Origin of the sequence: Streptococcus sp. 27098_8_113 (genome assembly GCF_041432545.1) — a bacterium.
In the GTDB taxonomy this organism is placed as follows: Bacteria; Bacillota; Bacilli; order Lactobacillales; family Streptococcaceae; genus Streptococcus.
The window spans coordinates 13,199-32,062 of the sequence record NZ_JAPVZU010000005.1 but is presented as its reverse complement, the minus strand read 5'-3'; the positions used below and the strand labels follow the sequence as shown (position 1 = coordinate 32,062).

14 protein-coding genes and 1 pseudogene are annotated in these 18,864 nt (G+C 44.3%); 12 read left to right on the top strand and 3 right to left on the bottom strand.

Features of this window, described 5'->3' with window-relative positions; genetic code table 11:
* Positions 1–121 precede the first annotated feature (121 nt).
* The 10 genes and pseudogenes from tuf (at position 122) to lepB (ending at position 14,709) form a co-directional block, all read left to right on the top strand.
* The gene (tuf, locus tag O3644_RS04220) at positions 122–1,318 is read left to right on the top strand and encodes an elongation factor Tu (RefSeq protein WP_005590656.1); all 1,197 of its coding nucleotides are present in this window, start codon (positions 122–124) and stop codon (positions 1,316–1,318) included.
* A gap of 139 nt (positions 1,319–1,457) precedes the next feature.
* Positions 1,458–4,745 (top strand): ATP-dependent nuclease subunit B, encoded by a 3,288-nt coding sequence (gene rexB / locus O3644_RS04215; protein ID WP_371595141.1) that lies wholly within the window; start codon positions 1,458–1,460, stop codon positions 4,743–4,745.
* Positions 4,742–8,413 carry a helicase-exonuclease AddAB subunit AddA gene (gene addA, locus O3644_RS04210; RefSeq protein ID WP_371595140.1) on the top strand — a complete coding sequence of 1,224 codons (3,672 nt, stop codon included), beginning with the start codon at positions 4,742–4,744 and terminating at the stop codon, positions 8,411–8,413. Before rexB ends, addA begins: the two co-directional genes overlap by 4 nt.
* Positions 8,414–8,552: 139 nt before the next feature.
* Positions 8,553–9,551, top strand: a complete 999-nt coding sequence (locus O3644_RS04205) for a glycosyltransferase family 4 protein (RefSeq protein WP_371595139.1) — start codon at positions 8,553–8,555, stop codon at positions 9,549–9,551.
* A gap of 1 nt (position 9,552) precedes the next feature.
* On the top strand, positions 9,553–10,866 hold the full coding sequence (locus tag O3644_RS04200) for a glycosyltransferase family 4 protein (RefSeq protein ID WP_371595138.1): 1,314 nt from the start codon (positions 9,553–9,555) through the stop codon (positions 10,864–10,866).
* A 36-nt stretch (positions 10,867–10,902) separates the two neighbouring features.
* On the top strand, positions 10,903–11,268 hold the full coding sequence (locus tag O3644_RS04195) for a membrane protein (protein ID WP_048763673.1): 366 nt from the start codon (positions 10,903–10,905) through the stop codon (positions 11,266–11,268).
* A gap of 136 nt (positions 11,269–11,404) precedes the next feature.
* A pseudogene (locus O3644_RS04190) lies at positions 11,405–11,528 on the top strand (AAA family ATPase); the annotation flags it as partial.
* Positions 11,529–11,600: 72 nt separating this feature from the next.
* Complete coding sequence (locus O3644_RS04185) at positions 11,601–11,957, top strand: hypothetical protein (RefSeq protein WP_048763674.1); 357 nt, start codon at positions 11,601–11,603, stop codon at positions 11,955–11,957.
* A 91-nt stretch (positions 11,958–12,048) separates the two neighbouring features.
* Positions 12,049–13,998 carry a threonine--tRNA ligase gene (gene thrS / locus O3644_RS04180; RefSeq protein WP_371595137.1) on the top strand — a complete coding sequence of 650 codons (1,950 nt, stop codon included), beginning with the start codon at positions 12,049–12,051 and terminating at the stop codon, positions 13,996–13,998.
* 153 nt (positions 13,999–14,151) lie between these two features.
* The gene (gene lepB, locus O3644_RS04175; protein WP_048763678.1) at positions 14,152–14,709 is read left to right on the top strand and encodes a signal peptidase I; all 558 of its coding nucleotides are present in this window, start codon (positions 14,152–14,154) and stop codon (positions 14,707–14,709) included.
* Between the two features lie 26 nt (positions 14,710–14,735).
* Here the strand turns inward: lepB and O3644_RS04170 are convergent, their stop codons facing one another.
* The 3 genes from O3644_RS04170 to murT are packed head-to-tail and all read right to left on the bottom strand — an operon-like array spanning position 14,736 to position 17,135.
* Positions 14,736–14,993, bottom strand: a complete 258-nt coding sequence (locus O3644_RS04170) for a LapA family protein (RefSeq protein WP_048763681.1) — start codon at positions 14,991–14,993, stop codon at positions 14,736–14,738.
* Between the two features lie 13 nt (positions 14,994–15,006).
* On the bottom strand, positions 15,007–15,792 hold the full coding sequence (gatD, locus tag O3644_RS04165) for a lipid II isoglutaminyl synthase subunit GatD (RefSeq protein WP_048763683.1): 786 nt from the start codon (positions 15,790–15,792) through the stop codon (positions 15,007–15,009).
* Positions 15,792–17,135, bottom strand: a complete 1,344-nt coding sequence (murT, locus tag O3644_RS04160; protein WP_048763685.1) for a lipid II isoglutaminyl synthase subunit MurT — start codon at positions 17,133–17,135, stop codon at positions 15,792–15,794. Before murT ends, gatD begins: the two co-directional genes overlap by 1 nt.
* Before the next feature lie 108 nt (positions 17,136–17,243).
* On the opposite strand from murT, the gene cdaA reads away from it, so the two are divergent.
* Both cdaA and O3644_RS04150 read left to right on the top strand, forming a co-directional pair.
* Complete coding sequence (gene cdaA, locus O3644_RS04155; protein ID WP_048763712.1) at positions 17,244–18,101, top strand: diadenylate cyclase CdaA; 858 nt, start codon at positions 17,244–17,246, stop codon at positions 18,099–18,101.
* Positions 18,088–18,837: a YbbR-like domain-containing protein gene (locus O3644_RS04150; protein ID WP_048763687.1), complete on the top strand. Its 750-nt coding sequence runs from the start codon at positions 18,088–18,090 to the stop codon at positions 18,835–18,837. Before cdaA ends, O3644_RS04150 begins: the two co-directional genes overlap by 14 nt.
* The last annotated feature ends 27 nt before the right edge of the window (positions 18,838–18,864 follow it).

The window sequence follows — 18,864 nt, the reverse complement described above, 5'->3', positions numbered from 1 at the left end:
TGACAAAAAATGTGTAAAAGGCTTGCATTTTCAGTAAAATTTGATAAAATAGTAAGGAAAGTTAGACTGTATTGCCTACTGTCTATCTATAAAATATATTTTATTGGAGGCTTTTACTCAAATGGCAAAAGAAAAATACGATCGTAGTAAACCACACGTTAACATTGGTACTATCGGACACGTTGACCACGGTAAAACTACTTTGACAGCAGCTATCACAACTGTTTTGGCACGTCGCTTGCCTTCATCAGTTAACCAACCAAAAGACTATGCGTCTATCGATGCTGCTCCAGAAGAACGCGAACGCGGTATCACTATCAACACTGCGCACGTTGAGTACGAAACTGAAAAACGTCACTACGCTCACATCGACGCTCCAGGACACGCGGACTACGTTAAAAACATGATCACTGGTGCCGCTCAAATGGACGGAGCTATCCTTGTAGTAGCTTCAACTGACGGACCAATGCCACAAACTCGTGAGCACATCCTTCTTTCACGTCAGGTTGGTGTTAAACACCTTATCGTCTTCATGAACAAGATCGACTTGGTTGATGACGAAGAATTGCTTGAATTGGTTGAAATGGAAATCCGTGACCTCTTGTCAGAATACGACTTCCCAGGTGACGATCTTCCAGTTATCCAAGGTTCAGCTCTTAAAGCTCTTGAAGGTGATACTAAGTACGAAGACATCATCATGGAATTGATGAACACTGTTGATGAGTACATCCCAGAACCAGAACGTGATACTGACAAACCTCTTCTTCTTCCAGTCGAAGACGTATTCTCAATCACTGGTCGTGGTACAGTTGCTTCAGGACGTATCGACCGTGGTACTGTTCGTGTCAACGATGAAATCGAAATCGTTGGTATCAAAGAAGAAATCCAAAAAGCAGTTGTTACTGGTGTTGAAATGTTCCGTAAACAGCTTGACGAAGGTCTTGCAGGGGACAACGTAGGTGTGCTTCTTCGTGGTATCCAACGTGACGAAATCGAACGTGGTCAAGTTATCGCTAAACCAGGTTCAATCAACCCACACACTAAATTCAAGGGTGAAGTTTACATCCTTACTAAAGAAGAAGGTGGACGTCACACTCCATTCTTCAACAACTACCGTCCACAGTTCTACTTCCGTACAACTGACGTTACAGGTTCAATCGAACTTCCAGCAGGTACTGAAATGGTAATGCCTGGTGATAACGTAACTATCGACGTTGAGTTGATCCACCCAATCGCCGTTGAACAAGGTACTACTTTCTCTATCCGTGAAGGTGGACGTACTGTTGGTTCAGGTATGGTTACTGAAATCGAAGCTTAATTCGATTTCGTTCCCAGATAACAATTATAAAATCAGACACGAAAAGTCTCGCTTCGGCGGGGCTTTTTCTTTTAGAGAAAGCCTTTTTCTCGCAAACATGATATAATGTTTTTATATTTTGTTGTTGAAAAGAGACGGTATGAAATTACTTTATACGGATATCCGCAGTCCTTTGACGGCGCATTTGGCTAAGCAAGCTCAGGACTTGGCAGCAGCCGGCAAGCGGGTCTTTTATATAGCGCCCAACTCGCTTTCTTTTGAAAAGGAGCGAGCAGTTTTGGAAGCATTAGAAAATCACGCTTCCTTTGCCATTACAGTGACGCGTTTTGCTCAGATGGCTCGCTATTTTGTCCTTAATGATGTTCAGGAAGGGCAGCCTTTGGACGACATTGGTCTAGGTATGCTATTTTATCGGATTTTATCGGAAATGGATGACCGAGAACTAAAGGTTTATGGGCGGATCAAGAAGGATGCACAATTTATCCAGCAACTGCTAGACCTTTATCATGAGCTTCAGACAGCCCAGATGACTTTTACGGATTTGAACTATCTAGAAGAGCCAGAGAAGCGCGAGGATTTGCTCAAGATTTTCACGGTTTTTTCTGCTGCTCTTAAGTCGGGGAATTATGATGCGACCTCTAAACTCACGATTTTTGCCCAGCATATTCTAGCTGGAGATTTGGATGGGGAATTGGCTAATCTCGCGCTGGTTATTGACGGCTTTACTCGCTTTTCAGCAGAAGAAGAGTATATGGTAGATTTGCTGCATCGCAAGGGAGTGGAGATTATTATTGGCGTTTATGCTAGCCAAAAAGCCTACCGGGCAGCCTTTCGCGAGGGTAGTCTTTATCAGGCTAGTGTGGATTTTCTGCTCAAGCTGGCTCAAACTTATCAGGTCAAGCCAGAGTATCTAGCGGGAGATCCGACTCAGTCGGATGATGCCTTTGGCAAGATTTCCAAGATTTTAGAGAGTCGCTATGATTTTTCTGAAACCCATGTGGAATTGACTGGGCAGGATAGCTCTCATGTAGAGATTTGGTCGGTTCGTAATCAAAAAGAAGAACTGGAGTATGTGGCCAAGTCCATTCGTCAGCGGCTCCATGATGGCGCCCGCTACAAGGATATCCGGCTGCTTTTGGGTGATGTGGAGGCCTATCAACTCCAGCTGAAGACCATTTTTGACCAGTATCAAATTCCCTTTTATTTAGGGCGGTCTGAGTCCATGTCCCAGCATCCTTTGGTCCAGTTTTTAGAGTCGCTGGAGCGCTTGAAACGCTATAATTTTCAGACGGAAGATTTACTCAATCTTCTAAAAACGGGCCTGTATGGTGGCTTGAGTCAGGAGGAGCTGGATAGTTTTGAGCAGTACCTTCGATTTGCTGAGATTAAAGGGGTAGCCAAGCTAGGGAGAGATTTTACCATTAATCGTCAGGAAAAATTTGACCTGAAGTGGCTCAATGCTATGCGTCGCAGCCTTATATCTCCTTTGTTGGACCTTTTCAAATCTCGTAGTCAGACAGTGGCTGGTCTTTTAGCTAAATTTACTAGCTTTATCAAAGAAGTTCGCTTGGATGCCAATCTGACTGGTCTGCTGGAAGGAGCAAGTCAGCAGGAAGTAGAGCGGCAGGAGGAAGTCTGGAAGACCTTTTGCCATGTCTTAGAGCAGCTTGCTCAGGTGTTTGATGGTAGCAAGCTCAAGATAGATGATTTTCTGGCTCTGATTCTGTCTGGTATGCTTCTGGCTAAATACCGAGTTGTACCAGCAACAGTGGATGTGGTGACAGTTCAGTCCTATGATTTGATTGAACCCATGGCTGCGCCTTATGTCTATGCTATCGGATTGACGCAGGAGCGCTTGCCCAAGTTAGCGCAAAATAAAAGTCTGCTCAGTGACGAAGAACGGCAGAAATTAAATCAAGCAACTGGGGACGAGGCAGAGTTGCAGGTAGCCAGCAGTGAAAATCTCAAGAAAAATCGCTTTGCCGCCCTATCTTTACTCAATTCGGCGACAGAAGATTTGGTTCTGTCTGCTCCTGTCTTAATCAATGAAGTAGAGGATGCCATGTCTTCCTATCTGACGGAGCTGGAAACAGCGCCTATCTCCCTGCCTATCATCAGCAAGCAGCCACAGGCTAGTAGCGACGATATTGGGACTTATCGGGCTCTCTTGGCTCGTGTGATTGACCTTTATCAGGAAGACATTGATCGTGAATGGACGCCGGAGGAACAGACCTTCTGGGCGGTGGCCATCCGAGTCTTGCGCAAGAAATTGGCAGCTGAGGGAATTTCCATTCCCCAGATCAGCAAGGAGTTGAAGACGGAGACTCTCAAGTCGGAGACCCTCCAAGCACTTTATCCTTCAGAGCAACCTTTGAAACTGTCAGCCTCTGCCCTCAATGAATACTTTAAAAACCAGTATGCCTATTTCCTTAAGTATGTTTTGCGGTTGCAGGAGGAGTGGACCATTAAGCCAGATGCGCGCAGTCACGGGATTTTCCTCCACCGAATCTTTGAAAAGGTTATGCAGGAGCACTTGGAGCAGGATTTCGACACTCGCTTGCAACGGGCTATGGAGGAGACTAGCTGGGAGGCTGAGTTTGAAGCGGTCTATGGTGAAAATGGAGAGACCCAGTTTGCCCGCCGATTGCTATTGGATACAGCTCGGGCTACTGGCCGTATCTTGGCTCAGTCGGATGGGCTGGAGATCATCGGTGAGGAGACTGACTTTGGTTGGGATGATCGACCGTTTTTGCTTTTGGACAATGGCAGAGCTCTTCAGGTGAGTGGCAAGGTGGACCGTATTGATCGTCTGACGGAGACGGGGAGTCTGGGAGTCGTGGATTACAAGTCTGGCGATACCAAATTCAGCTTTGAGAAGTTCTTTAATGGGCTTAACTCTCAGTTGCCGACCTACCTATCAGCTATCCGAGAAATGCCAGAATACCAAAAGGACAAGGGAATTTTCGGTGCCATGTACCTACAGATGACAGAGCCTCTAGCTAGCTTAAAGGAGACCAAGGCGCTGGACGAGGCCGTGAAACAGGTCATGAAAAGTCAGGTCTACAAAGGACTCTTTCTGGCTGACAAGGCCAAGGACTTGGGCCCTAACTATGAGAAAAGCAAGGTTAATTTGCTGACTAAGGAAGAATTGGAAGTGATTCTGGCTTATAATGCTTTCCTCTATCAGCAAGCTGCAGAAGGCATTTTAGCTGGTCGTTTTGCCATCAATCCTTATACAGAAAATGGCCGTAGTATCGCCCCTTACGTGGACCAGTTTAAGGCCATTACAGGATTTGAAGCCAATCTCCATCTGGGGCAGGCTAGACAGCTGACCAAGTTAAACCTGGATCAATACGATAAACGACCGACAGGTGAGAAGCTGCGTCAAGCCTGGATAGAAAAAATCAAGGAGGAGTTGGATAAATGAGACGGATTCCCTTTTTAAACGAGCAGGATATCCTAGTCAAGCAGGCTGAGGAAGTTGCCTCTGACAAGCCACAAAAGCGTACACCAGAGCAAATCCAGGCCATCTACTCCTCTGGTCAGAATATTCTTGTTTCGGCTTCGGCTGGCTCTGGTAAGACCTATGTTATGGTTCAGCGGATCATTGACCAGATTCTCAGAGGTGTGGAGGTTAGCCAACTCTTCATCTCCACCTTTACTGTCAAGGCAGCAGGTGAGCTCAAGGAACGGCTGGAGAAGGAGCTGAGTCTGGTACTCAAGGAGACTTCAGATCAGGAACTCCGCCAGCATCTGGCTCAGCAGTTGGCTGAGATTGCCAATGCGGATATTGGTACCATGGACGCTTTTACCCAGAAAGTAGTCAATAAGTACGGCTATTTGCTGGGACTGGCACCGCATTTTCGGATTTTACAGTCGGCCAGTGAGCAGCTCATTCTACAAAATGAAGTCTTTGACCAGCTTTTCGATACCTACTATGAGAGTGATCAACAGGAATTATTCAGTCGCTTGGTCAAAAATTTCACTGGTAAGCGCAAGGACATTTCTGGTTTCCGCCAGCAGATTTATAGTATTTATAGTTTTCTCCAGTCTACCAGCAATCCGCGAAAATGGTTGGAGGGAACCTTTCTTCTAGGTTATGAAACCAGTGATTTTGGAGCAGAGCGGGAGAGAATCCTGTCTGGAGCTAGGCAGTCTTTGCTGGATTTGGAAGATTTTTTCCAGAGCCATCTGGCTCATGAAGGTCAGGCTTTTACTGGGGCTAAGTATCAGGAAAATGTTCAGGCAGCCTTAGATATCTTGGCTGAACTGACAGAGCAGACTGGATCTGAGCAGTTGCTAGACTTGATTCAGCGCTTTTTAGAATTAGCTAAGACCTCTAACCATCAGGCTTTTACTGCCCGAGTTGGTAAGAATGCAGACGAGCTCAAAAAAGATCTGGCCCAAGCCTATAATGAAGCCCGTAAGCCCTTGATAGAGCGAATTAAAGAGCTGGATGTCCGCCTTTACCATCTGAATTTTATAGAGCAGCATCAGGTGGAAGCTCTTCCCCTACTGGATTTGTTACGCGATTTTGTCCGAGATTTCTCGCAAGCTTATTTGGAGCGCAAGGTAGCAGAAAATGCCTTTGAATTTGGTGATATCAGCCATTTTGCTATTGAAATTTTAGAAAATTATCCAGAAGTGCGGTGTTTTTATCAGGATAAGTACCATGAGGTCATGGTCGATGAATATCAAGACACCAACCATACTCAGGAGCGGATGTTGGAATTGCTTGCTCGAGGAAATAATCGCTTTATGGTTGGCGACATTAAGCAGTCCATCTATCGATTCCGTCAGGCCGATCCGCAGATTTTTAATGATAAATTTAAACTCTATCAGGCCGATCCTAGTCAGGGCAAGCTGATTATTCTCAAGGAAAATTTCCGCAGTCACATCGAGGTACTGGAAGCCACTAATGATGTCTTTAAACGGCTTATGGACGAGGAAGTCGGTGAGATTGACTACAATGAGACCCACTACTTGGTGGCGGGAAATCCAGCCAAACGGGAGCCGAATCCAGCCAATCAGGCGGAGTTCCTGATTTATGATGGTAGTGCCGATAGCGAAGAAGAGGATTCTGACCAAGGCCTACCTAGTATTTCAGCTGGTGAAGTCGCCTTGGTAATCAAGGAAATCATCCGCCTCCATAATCAGGAAGGAGTGGATTTCAAGGATATTACCTTGCTGACAGCTTCGCGGACCCGCAATGATCTGATTTTGGCAGAGTTTGACAGGCATCATATCCCGATTGTGCCTGATGACGGCGAGACCAACTACCTCCAGTCGGTAGAGGTTATGGTGATGCTGGATACCTTGCGGACCATTAACAATCCTCTCAATGACTATGCCCTGACCGCTCTCCTAAAGTCGCCGATGTTTGACTTTGATGAGGACGAATTGGCTCGGCTAGCCTTGCAAGCCTCCAGTACCAAGTCTATGGAAAATCTCTACGAAAAGCTGAGGAATGCTCTGGCTGATCAAGGTCTGGAACCTCAACTTATCCATGGTGAATTGCGCAAGAAACTGCAGCACTTCCAGAAAACGCTGGATGACTGGCGCAGCTATTCCAAGACCCATTCTCTCTATAATTTAATCTGGAAGATTTATCAGGATCGTTTTTACTACGATATGGTGGGGGCTTTGCCCAACGGCGAACAGCGTCAGGCTAATCTCTATGCCCTGTCCTTGCGGGCCAACGACTATGAAAAGTCGAGTTTCAAAGGCCTGTCCCGCTTTATCAGCATGATTGATCGGATTTTGAAAAATGAGCACGATTTGGCCAGTGTCCCTCTGGCTGCTCCGAAAAATGCGGTCCAGCTAATGACCATCCATAAAAGTAAGGGGCTGGAGTTCAAATATGTCTTTCTACTCAATATGGACAAGGCCTTCAATCGTCAGGATAGCAGCTCTGCTATTATCCTTAGTCGACAAAAAGGCATCGGAATCAAATATGTGGCTGATGTGGATGTTGAGGCTCAGGATCCTCATGCACCCAAGCAGATCCGTATTTCCATGGAAACCCTACCCTATCAGCAGAATGCTGAAGAACTCAAGCTGGCTAGCTTATCTGAGCAGATGCGTCTGCTCTATGTAGCCATGACGCGGGCTGAAACCAAGCTCTATCTGGTCGGCAAGGGCAAGCAAGCTAAGCTCCAAGAGCGCAAGTGGGGGACTAGCCAAAATGGTCGCTTATCTAGCAGTCTCCGAAGTCAGCTGACCAATTTTCAGGATTGGCTTTATGCTATTCAGTCAGTGTTTAAAAAGGAAAATCTGGCTTATCAAACCCGCTTTGTAACTGATCAGGAGCTGACAGACGAGCAGATTGGAGTAGTGGAGCAGGCTGATCCTATTCCAGTGGATGATTTGACGGGCAACCGTCAGTCAGAGGATATCCGCCGAGCTCTGGATATCTTGGAGAATGTAGATCGACTCAACAGCCTCTATAAAGCGGCTATTGAATTGCCTAGTGTCCGCACGCCCAGTCAAATCAAGAAGTTCTACGAGCCGGTTATGGACTCAGAAGGGCTGGACATTATGGATGCGCCTCGAAGTTATCAACCCCAGCTGACTTTTGAACTGCCTGATTTTGGAAAGAAGAAGCAAGTCACAGGAGCCCAAATCGGTTCTGCTGTTCATGAGCTCATGCAGCGGATTCCACTGGATCAGCCTGTCACTAAGACTAGCATTCGCCAAGCCTTGACCCAGGTTCAGGCAGATGCAGCAGTTAAGAAAGAGATTGACTTAGCTAAGATTGAAGCCTTTTTCGCTACAGAACTAGGTCAGCTAATCCAGGAACAGGCTAATCATCTCCATCGTGAAGCACCTTTTGCCATGCTCAAGCAGGATCCAGCCAGCGGTCAAAACTTTGTCGTTCGGGGAATCTTGGATGGCTACCTGCTCTTTGATGATCGCATTGTCCTCTTTGACTACAAGACTGACCGCTATCATGAGCCGACAGACTTGGTGGAGCGCTACCGATCTCAACTGGATCTCTATGCCGAAGCCCTCAGTCGTTCCTATGGCCTTAGCCAAGTAGACAAGTATTTGATTCTACTAGGGGGAGCTGAGCTGCAGGTAGTCAAGGTGGACTAGTCTGATTGGAAACTGAATAGAGTTCCAGCAAGAAAGGATATTGCTACAGGAATGCTTGCGGGAAGGTTGAGTGCATTATTTAACTGCCAATCTTCCCTTGGCGTTTCTTTTTTTGCTTCTTTTGGGTATAATAGAAGATATGAAAGTATTACTATATCTAGAAGGAAAGTCTGTTTTAGAAAAATCAGGCATCGGCCGTGCCTTGCAGCATCAAATGCATGCACTGGATCTGGCAGGAATTCCTTATACAACAGATGTTTTAGGAGATTATGATGTCGTGCACATCAACACTTACGGACCTCGTAGTTTGCTTCTTCTTCACGCGGCTAAGCGGGGAGGCAAAAAAGTGATCATGCATGGACATTCGACCAAAGAAGACTTTGAAAATTCTTTTATTGGATCCAATCTTTTTGCGCCTTTGTTTGGCAAATATCTAGCGCACATGTATAAAATGGCGGATTTTATCATTACTCCGTCTGAGTATTCAAAAAAATTGATTGAATCCTACGGTGTGACGACGCCAATTATGGCTGTCTCAAACGGCATTGACCTGTCGAAATACAAGAAAGATGAACGCAAGGAAGCAGTCTTTAAAAAATATTTTCGGATTGTAGATGGACAGAAAGTCGTAATCTGTGCCGGTCTTTATTTCAGACGAAAAGGAATCGAGGACTTTGTCGAAGTAGCTCGCAGAATGCCAGATGTCCGCTTTATCTGGCTGGGTTCTATCAATCTCTGGCTTATTCCGCGCAAGATTCGAGATCTTGTCCTCTTTAATCATCCAGAAAACGTGGAATTTCCAGGTTATTTTAAAGGTGCAGTCTTCCAAGGAGCCATGTCAGGCAGTGACGCTTTCTTTTTCCCGTCTTATGAAGAGACAGAAGGGATTGTGGTTCTAGAAGCATTGGCCAGCGGACAACACGTGGTCCTGCGTGATATTCCTGTTTATAATGGCTGGATTGATGAAGAGTCGGCGGAGCTTTGTCATAATGTAGATGAGTTTGTCGAATCGCTTCGTAAGGTTCTTGACGGAAAAGTGGATAAACGTGAAGCAGGTTATCGTGTTGCGGAGAGTCGCTCTATCGATGACGTCGCACTTCAATTAGTCAAGGCTTACCAAACAGTTTTGGAGATGTGATATGCGGATTGGTCTTTTTACAGATACCTATTTTCCTCAGGTTTCCGGGGTGGCGACGAGCATTCGCACCCTCAAGACTGAGCTAGAAAAACTAGGTCACACAGTCTTTATTTTTACTACGACGGATAAGGATGTCAACCGCTATGAGGATTGGCAGATTATCCGTATTCCCAGCGTGCCTTTCTTCGCTTTTAAGGATCGGCGCGTGGCTTATCGTGGCTTTTCCAACGCCTTAGAAATTGCTCGCCAGTACCAGCTGGATATCATCCATACCCAGACAGAGTTTTCGCTGGGTCTTTTAGGAATCTGGATTGCCAAGGAACTGCGGATTCCAGTGGTTCACACCTACCATACCCAATATGAGGACTATGTGCACTATCTTGCCAAGGGAATGGTGATTCGTCCAAGTATGGTCAAGTACATCGTGCGTGGCTTTATGAGCGATTTGGATGGTGTTGTTTGTCCTTCTGAGATTGTTTACGATCTTTTGGTAGGTTACAAAATCAAGGCGGAAAAACGGGTCATTCCAACAGGAATCGATTTGGCCAAATTTGACCGCCCAGAACTCTCACGGGAAGACATCAAGAAACTGCGCTTTAAGCTGGGAATAGCAGAAGATGAAGTCATGTTGCTCAGTTTATCCAGGATTTCCTACGAGAAAAATATCCAGGCGATTGTTGAAGCACTGCCGATGGTTTTGGAAGAAAATGCCAAGGTGAAGTTGGTCATTGTCGGAGATGGGCCTTATGCTGAGGACTTAAAAGCCTTGGTAGCCCAGCTTCATATTGAGGATTCAGTCATTTTTACAGGGATGATTGCACCAAGCGATACGGCCCTCTACTATAAGGCGGCAGATTTCTTTATCTCAGCCTCAACCAGTGAGACGCAGGGGCTGACTTATCTTGAAAGTCTAGCCAGCGGTACGCCCATCATCGCCCATGGCAATCCTTATCTGGATAATGTAATCAGCGATAAAACCTTTGGTACGCTTTATTACGAGAGTCGGGATTTGGCAGGAGCTATTTTGGAGGCCATTTTGGCAACACCAGATATGGACGAGAAAAAGCTAGCCGATAAATTATACGAGATTTCCGCCGAGAATTTTGGTCGTCGTATCTATGAATTCTATTTGGATTTGACCATTAGTAAGGATTTTCATAATGATCTCAATCCAGAAGAAACGATGGCCAAACGCTTGGCCAAGACCATTGTCTATTTGCCGGGAAAAATCATGTCACTGCCGGTAAACAGCTCAACTAGAATGATAAAAGCATCTAAGAAGCAGATTAAGAATATTCGGAAATATTGGGAATAAACTTTCTAATAAGGCCTAATGAACGGAGGTGCTCTTATGAAAGTCCATAAAAAAGAAATGTTCTTTTTGCTCCCCCTTTTCTTTTTCTATTTTGTCTTTTATATACTGTTACGGTATGTGCCCATGGATTCCATCTTAAGTAAGGGGCTAGTAGTTGGAAATGTTCTCATCTACTCTCCTCTGGCAACCTTGTTGGTATCCCTGCTCTATGCAGCTTTATATGGATTTTCTTTGCGCTTTTCTTTCTTGGTTGCTCTCTTATTTTTCCTGACTATTTTCACCTTTGGAGAGTGGATTCCTCTTTATCATGCCGCCTATTTCCTATGCTCACTAGCTGGAAATGGTTTAGGGCATGTGATTTATCGATTTACTAGGAAAAATAACAGAGCTGAAAACCAATAAAAGTTCTTGCAAATTTTTTCAATCGTGCTATAATAATTTTTAGAGACATATCACCTGCAGAAAATCTTTTAGAGAGCGCGTGGAGCTGGAAATCGCGCAGAGGATGCAGTTGGGACTACTCTACTGGCTTTTATGAAAACATAAAACGGTGGCTACGTTAGAGCCAATCAGAGGTGTAGGTCTTTTTGACTTGCATAAATGAAGGTGGAACCACGTTGCGACGTCCTTTCGAGGATGTCGTTTTTTTATATGGAGAATAGTTACGACAAAGTTAAAATGAATTTAGCTAAGAGCTGAATGAGGTGATAGATTTGAAGAAATATTTATCTTGGATGATGACTTGTACCTTCCTATTAGTCTATGTTTGGCTAATGAAAACTCTTAGCCTATGGGGAACGGAAAATATTGTCGTCTTTTCATTTTTTCTACTCATTCCTCTCTTGCCATTTCTTGCTCCCTTTCTTGGTATCTTAATGTTTTTCAACAACAAGAAACTCATTATAACAGGATATCTTTTAAGTTTGACAGCTGCTATCTATTTGGTCAATGCGATAAAAAGTTATCCAATAAGGATATATATGAGGGGTGAGATGACTCAGGAGGAATATTTGTCTCTCATTCTTTCTTTGGTAGGCTATCTATTTATTTCTACGCTTTTCTTTATTTTTAGAATGAAAAAGCTAAAATGAAATTGATTGTTATCATTCTTTGTTGATAGCTAGTTTCCCAGTTATTCAAAACTCAGTTATAAAAATATGATAAAATTTTAAGGAGAAAACCATGATTAAGATTACTTTCCCAGATGGCGCTGTTCGTGAATTCGAATCTGGCGTTACTACTTTTGAAATTGCCCAATCTATCAGCAATTCCCTAGCTAAAAAAGCTCTCGCTGGTAAATTCAACGGCAAACTCATCGACACGACTCGTGCTATCACTGAAGATGGAAACATCGAAATCGTGACACCTGATCACGAAGATGCCCTTCCGATTTTGCGCCACTCAGCGGCTCACTTGTTCGCTCAAGCAGCTCGTCGCCTCTTCCCAGACATTCACTTGGGAGTTGGTCCAGCTATCGAAGATGGCTTCTACTACGATACGGACAATCAAGCTGGTCAAATCTCCAACGAAGACCTTCCTCGTATCGAAGAAGAAATGAAAAAAATCGTTAAAGAAAACTTCCCATCTATTCGCGAGGAAGTTACCAAGGACGAAGCACGTGAAATCTTCAAGAACGACCCTTACAAGTTGGAATTGATTGAAGAGCACTCTGAGGACGAAGGCGGTTTGACTATCTATCGTCAGGGTGAATACGTAGACCTTTGCCGTGGACCTCACGTTCCTTCAACTGGTCGCATCCAAATCTTCCACCTTCTCCATGTAGCAGGTGCTTACTGGCGTGGAAATAGCGACAATGCCATGATGCAACGGATCTACGGTACAGCTTGGTTTGACAAGAAAGACTTGAAGAACTACCTTCAAATGCGCGAAGAAGCCAAAGAACGTGACCACCGTAAACTCGGTAAAGAGCTTGACCTCTTCATGATTTCACAAGAGGTTGGTCAAGGACTTCCATTCTGGTTGCCAAATGGTGCGACTATCCGTCGTGAATTGGAGCGCTACATTGTCGACAAGGAGTTGGCTTCTGGCTACCAACACGTTTATACTCCGCCGTTGGCTTCTGTAGAGCTTTACAAGACTTCTGGTCACTGGGACCATTACCAAGAGGACATGTTCCCAACCATGGATATGGGTGACGGTGAGGAATTTGTTCTTCGTCCAATGAACTGCCCTCACCACATCCAAGTCTTCAAACACCATGTTCACTCTTACCGTGAATTGCCAATCCGTATCGCTGAAATCGGTATGATGCACCGTTACGAAAAATCTGGTGCCCTAACTGGTCTTCAACGTGTGCGTGAAATGTCTCTCAACGATGGTCACCTCTTTGTTACTCCTGAACAAATCCAAGAAGAATTCCAACGTGCCCTTCAGTTGATTATCGATGTTTATGAAGACTTCAACTTGACTGAATACCGCTTCCGTCTCTCTCTTCGTGACCCTCAAGATACTCACAAGTACTTTGACAACGATGAGATGTGGGAAAATGCTCAAACCATGCTTCGTGCAGCTCTTGATGAAATGGGCGTTGACTACTTTGAAGCCGAGGGTGAAGCAGCCTTCTACGGACCAAAATTGGATATCCAGGTTAAGACTGCCCTTGGAAAAGAGGAAACCCTTTCGACTATCCAGCTCGACTTCTTGCTTCCAGAACGCTTCGACCTCAAATACATCGGAGCTGATGGTGAAGAGCACCGTCCAGTTATGATTCACCGTGGGGTTATTTCAACTATGGAACGCTTCACAGCTATCTTGATTGAGAACTACAAGGGTGCTTTCCCAACATGGCTTGCACCTCACCAAGTAACCCTCATCCCCGTTTCTAACGAAAAACATGTGGACTACGCATGGGAAGTGGCTAAGAAACTCCGTGACCGTGGTGTCCGTGCTGATGTGGATGAGCGCAATGAAAAAATGCAGTTCAAGATCCGTGCTTCACAAACCAGTAAGATTCCTTACCAATTAATCGTTGGAGACAAGGAAATGGAAGACGGAACGGTCAACGTTCGTCGCTACGGTCAAAAAGAAACACACACTGTCTCAGTTGATGAATTTGTTCAAGCTATCCTTGCTGACATCGCCAACAAATCACGTGTGGCTAAAGAAGATTAAAATTAAGAAAGGCAAATTCGATTGAGGAAGCTCCTCAATTGAATTTGCCTTTTCATTTTTTACAATTTTGTTAAACGTAATCCTCTCTCATCTCAGTGTTTTGTCTAATCCCATGAAAAATGATATAATAGATTAAAAGGACAGGGGAGAGAGATGTTAAAGAGAGATTTACTGAGAAATATTATTATTGTGACGGTATTTATTACCATTCTGGTGGGGCTACGCTTGTTTGTCTATACACCTTATCGTATCACCAAGCAAGATGCCAATTCTTTCTTAGCGGAAAATGATTTGGTCTTGGCGGATAAGACAGCCAAGCTTGCTCGTGGGGAATTTGCTCTCTATGAGGTTGATGGAAAAGAGTATGTCGGCCGTGTCATTGCTATGGAAAATGACAAGGTGACCTATATGGATAACTTGCTGTATCTGAACGATCAGGTGCAATCAGAGCAATATATCGAAAAGATGCGAGAGAAATATCTGGCTTCAGCTGCCAGCACGGGCTATTATACCCACGATTTTTCTGTTGTTGACTTAAAAGGAGCGACTTCTGATACCATCCCTAAAAATTCTTTTTTAATCTTAAATGATCGGCGAGAAAACACGAAAGATAGCCGTGAGTTTGGTCTGATTAAAAAGGAGCAGATTAAGGGCAGTGTAGAATTTCGCGTGTCTCCCTTAAACAAATTTGGTTTTATTGAAACGAAGTAGCAAAAAACTAGGCTGGAAATTCCAACCTAGTTTTCTTTTTGAGATGTTTTCAGAGCTTCTTTGGTTTTCTTAAGCTCATTTTTTAATGAGAAGTTTTTGGGCATGCTGATGAGAAAGGTCGTGACTGAGCCCAGGAGAACAGAGACCAAAATCAATATGATCAAAGGAAGTTTGAAGCTGAAGAGGATAAAACTAACATTGACGCTCTGCATATTGGCCAAGGAAATGCTGGCAACCAATAGGATGGTAATCAATAGCAGGATATAGTGTAATTTTTCTTTCATAGCGATCTCCTAATTATTCAAATTCAGCCTTGCTCTTGATATCGCCATATTCTTCTTGAGTTTCTTGGGCTAGGATATCTTCATAAGCTGCTAATTCAATGTTAGAGCCATACTTGTTTTTCAGAGCAGTGGTCACGAGACGATAAGCTAAGTTTGCGTTGCGGGACAAGATAGGGCCATGGAAGTAGGAGCCGAAGACATTTTTATAATGAACGCCTTCATTGCCGTCTTCTTGGTTGTTGCCATTTCCATAGACGACCTTGCCCAGAGGTTTCTCATCGTCAGAGAGGAAGGTTCGTCCTTGGTGGTTTTCAAAGCCGTAGTAGGTCTCGTTAAATTCTTCGTTATGAATCTTGATGTCACCAATATAGCGATTCTTGACTTGGTTGAGAGTGTAGTGTCCCATGATGCCCAGTCCTTCGATTCGACGTCCAGAAGCCTCGATATAGTATTGGCCTAGAAGTTGGAAACCGCCGCAGATAGCGAGCACAACGCCGTTGTCATTGATGAAATTTTCCAAAGCTTCCTTTTTAGCTGACAAGTCACGAGCCACGATCGTTTGCTCATAGTCTTGACCTCCGCCAAAGAAGACGATGTCGTAGCTATCCTTATCAAAGTCATCCTCTAGGGAGACGATATCAACCTCAACCCTAGCGCCTAGCTTTTCAGCTACATACTTGAGCATGAGGACATTGCCATTGTCGCCATAGGTGTTCATAAGGTCGCCGTAGAGATGAGCAATTTTTAAGTCATAGTGATAATCCTGGTTTTCAGGAGAAACGAGGGATCTATAAACCATTAGTTCATCTCCTTTCTGATTACTTGTCGTTCTGCTAGCAACTCGCGGAATTCCAGCATGGCGGTATAAGTAGCTAAGATATAGGCATGCTTGGTTTCTTGCTCCTCAATCAACTTAAAAACTGCTTCCAAATCTTTGACTTCGGTAATCTGATCTGCTGGATAGCCCGTCACGCGCAGTCGACGAGCAATCTCAGAGTGACGGACTCCGCCTGCAATGACCTGAGGAATATCCATCTCTAAAATTTTCTCAAAATCAGCATCCCAGATCCAGCTGGTATCAATGCCGTCTGCATAGTTGGCATTGAGCAGGACAGATAGGCTAAAATCAAAAGGTGCCAGCTCAATCATTTCCAAGGCTTGGGTCGCTCCGACCGGATTTTTGATCAAGACCAAGGTACATTCCTTATCGCCGATTTTGAAAGTTTCCTGACGTCCAAAGACAGCCCGACTCTTGTCAAAGCCAGCCTTGATGGTAGCCGGATCGACACCAAAGAACTGAGCCACCGATACAGCGGCCAAGGCATTGTAGATATTGTAGAGACCACCGATATTGATCTGATAGTCTTGTCCATCAATGGTAAAGGCAGAGCGATTGTGCTCAAGTGTCTTGAGAGCGGTCAGGCTATAGTCTAGCTTAGGACGCTTGAAGCCACAATCTTCGCAGATATAAGCCCCTAGATTTGCATAAGTATTGAGCTCGTACTTGAGGATATGCTCGCACTTAGGACAGAGAATGCCCTCTGTATTGTAGTGGGCTAGCTTAGGTTGGCTTTTCTCGGTATCAAATCCATAGTAGCGGACAGGATTTTTCAGGCTGACCGAGTTAAAGAGCGGGCTGTCACCATTCATCAGCACAGTTGCTTCAGGTACCTTAGCTGCAGCATCTAAAATCATCTGGTAGGTCGTGTAGATCTCCCCATAGCGGTCCATCTGGTCACGGAAAATATTGGTAAAGACGAAGAGGCTGGGCTTGATATAATCACAAATCCGAGACAGGCTGGCTTCATCGATTTCCAGCACAGCGATATTTTTGCCAGATTTGCATTTTTTAGCAGTCAGGAAGGTTGTCGTAATCCCGGTAATCATATTGGCGCCGCTGGGATTGGTCACCACTTCTCCGAAAGCTTCCTTGAGAATGCCTACTGTCAAAGCTGTAGTCAGAGTTTTTCCGTTGGTTCCAGTAATAACCACAACTTCGTAGTTCTTGGCTAAGTTTTGTAGAATGTTTTTGTCAAATGTGAGGGCAACTTTCCCTGGCAGAGTCGATCCGCGTCCCATTTTGCTGAGAACAAAGTGGGAAGACTTGCCTGCTAGGAGGCCCAATGCTGTATTTATCTTCATAAGAAATATTTTATCATAAAAAAGTAAAGAAGGTTACAGAAAAATATCCTTAAAAGTGATATAATGGTTGAGAACTGTTTGTTTTTGACTTGGGAGGGCCACTATGCAATGAACTTTCAACAATTAACCAATCTCCAATACTGGGCTAATGTATTCAGTAATCCTTGGAATATTTTAATCAACATTATTGATATTGCTCTGGTTACATGGATTTTATATCATTTTACTAAAGCAATTGCCGGAACCAAAATTATGATTCTGGTTCGGGGAGTGCTCTTCTTCATCTTGGCACAGTTTTTAGCGAATATCATTGGTTTGACGACCATTTCATGGTTGATCAATCAGGTTATTACTTACGGTGTTATTGCAGCGGTGGTGATTTTCTCGCCTGAGATTCGGACTGGTCTTGAAAAGCTGGGTAGAGCGACCGAGATTTTTTCAGCTACGCCAGTCAGCAGTGAGGAAAAATTGATTCAAGCCTTTGTTAAGGCAGTAGCTTACATGAGTCCGCGTAAAATCGGTGCCTTGGTGGCTATTCAAGGCGCTCGAACGTTGCAGGAATATATTGCAACGGGAATCCCACTGGATGCGGATATCTCTGGGGAACTGTTGATCAATATTTTCATTCCTAATACGCCTCTGCATGATGGGGCGGTTATTATCAAAGATAATAAGATTGCTGCTTCGTGTGCCTATTTGCCGCTTACAGAAAGCACAGGTATTTCCAAGGAATTTGGGACTCGTCACCGGGCTGCGATTGGCCTTTCAGAAGTTTCAGATGCCTTTACTTTTGTCGTGTCTGAGGAGACAGGCGGTATTTCTACGACACATAATGGAGTCTTCAAGCATGACTTGAGTTTGAGCGAGTTCGAATCACAACTTCGGGAAGTTCTCTTATCAGACAAGCATGAGAAAATAAGCCTAAAGAATCGTATCCTAGGAGGATGGAAGAATGAAACAAAGTAAAAAAATTCTCTATATTATCTCCTCCTTATTTTTTGCTTTAGTTTTGTTTATTTATGCGACGTCTAGTAGTTTTCAAAACAGTATCAGCATTCGCCAAGTGACCTCGGAAACTTACAGCAATACGATTTCTAATGTCCCGATTGATATCAAGTATGATAGTGAACGATACTTCATTAGCGGCTTTACTTCCGAGGCTAGTGTTGTTTTGACGGGTTCTAATAGAGTGGCTTTAAGTAGCGAAATGCAAGAGAGTACACGGAAGTTCCATGTGGTAGCGGATTTATCCAATGCATCAGAAGGAACAGTCGAAGTGCAGCTGAAAGTCGAAAATCTACCTAGCGGCCTGTCTGCTACGGTCAATCCGCAAAAAATTTCAGTCAAGATAGGTAAAAAAGCAAGCAAGAAAGTGCCAGTGAAGTATCTCATCACAGGCAGTCAAGTTGCAGAAGATATCTCTATCACAAATGTGAGCTTGGAGCACGAAGAAGTGACAGTGACAAGCGATGAAGAAACTTTGGAAAAAGTTAATCATGTCGCAGCAGTCTTACCAAGCAACGTCACTATTTCAGGAAATTATAGTGGGGCAGCTTCCTTGCAGGCCATGGATGCCAATGGGAATGTTTTGCCAAGTGTTGTGACACCGTTTGAAACAACGATGAAAGTTACGACCAAAACCACACATTCGAATTCGTCAAGCTCCAAATCGAGCTCAAGTTCGAATTCATCTAGTAAATAAATGCAAGATTTGAAAGGAAAATTTTAA

Excerpts from the sequence above, each read along its gene's own strand:
- O3644_RS04205 (WP_371595139.1), top strand. The coding sequence starts at position 8,553 with ATGAAAGTATTACTATATCTAGAAGGAAAGTCTGTTTTAGAAAAATCA.
- O3644_RS04200 (WP_371595138.1), top strand. The coding sequence starts at position 9,553 with ATGCGGATTGGTCTTTTTACAGATACCTATTTTCCTCAGGTTTCCGGG.
- cdaA (WP_048763712.1), top strand. The coding sequence starts at position 17,244 with ATGAACTTTCAACAATTAACCAATCTCCAATACTGGGCTAATGTATTC.
- rexB (WP_371595141.1), top strand. The coding sequence starts at position 1,458 with ATGAAATTACTTTATACGGATATCCGCAGTCCTTTGACGGCGCATTTG.
- murT (WP_048763685.1), bottom strand. The coding sequence starts at position 17,135 with ATGAAGATAAATACAGCATTGGGCCTCCTAGCAGGCAAGTCTTCCCAC.
- lepB (WP_048763678.1), top strand. The coding sequence starts at position 14,152 with ATGTTAAAGAGAGATTTACTGAGAAATATTATTATTGTGACGGTATTT.
- thrS (WP_371595137.1), top strand. The coding sequence starts at position 12,049 with ATGATTAAGATTACTTTCCCAGATGGCGCTGTTCGTGAATTCGAATCT.
- O3644_RS04170 (WP_048763681.1), bottom strand. The coding sequence starts at position 14,993 with ATGAAAGAAAAATTACACTATATCCTGCTATTGATTACCATCCTATTG.
- O3644_RS04150 (WP_048763687.1), top strand. The coding sequence starts at position 18,088 with ATGAAACAAAGTAAAAAAATTCTCTATATTATCTCCTCCTTATTTTTT.
- O3644_RS04185 (WP_048763674.1), top strand. The coding sequence starts at position 11,601 with ATGATGACTTGTACCTTCCTATTAGTCTATGTTTGGCTAATGAAAACT.
- tuf (WP_005590656.1), top strand. The coding sequence starts at position 122 with ATGGCAAAAGAAAAATACGATCGTAGTAAACCACACGTTAACATTGGT.
- addA (WP_371595140.1), top strand. The coding sequence starts at position 4,742 with ATGAGACGGATTCCCTTTTTAAACGAGCAGGATATCCTAGTCAAGCAG.
- gatD (WP_048763683.1), bottom strand. The coding sequence starts at position 15,792 with ATGGTTTATAGATCCCTCGTTTCTCCTGAAAACCAGGATTATCACTAT.
- O3644_RS04195 (WP_048763673.1), top strand. The coding sequence starts at position 10,903 with ATGAAAGTCCATAAAAAAGAAATGTTCTTTTTGCTCCCCCTTTTCTTT.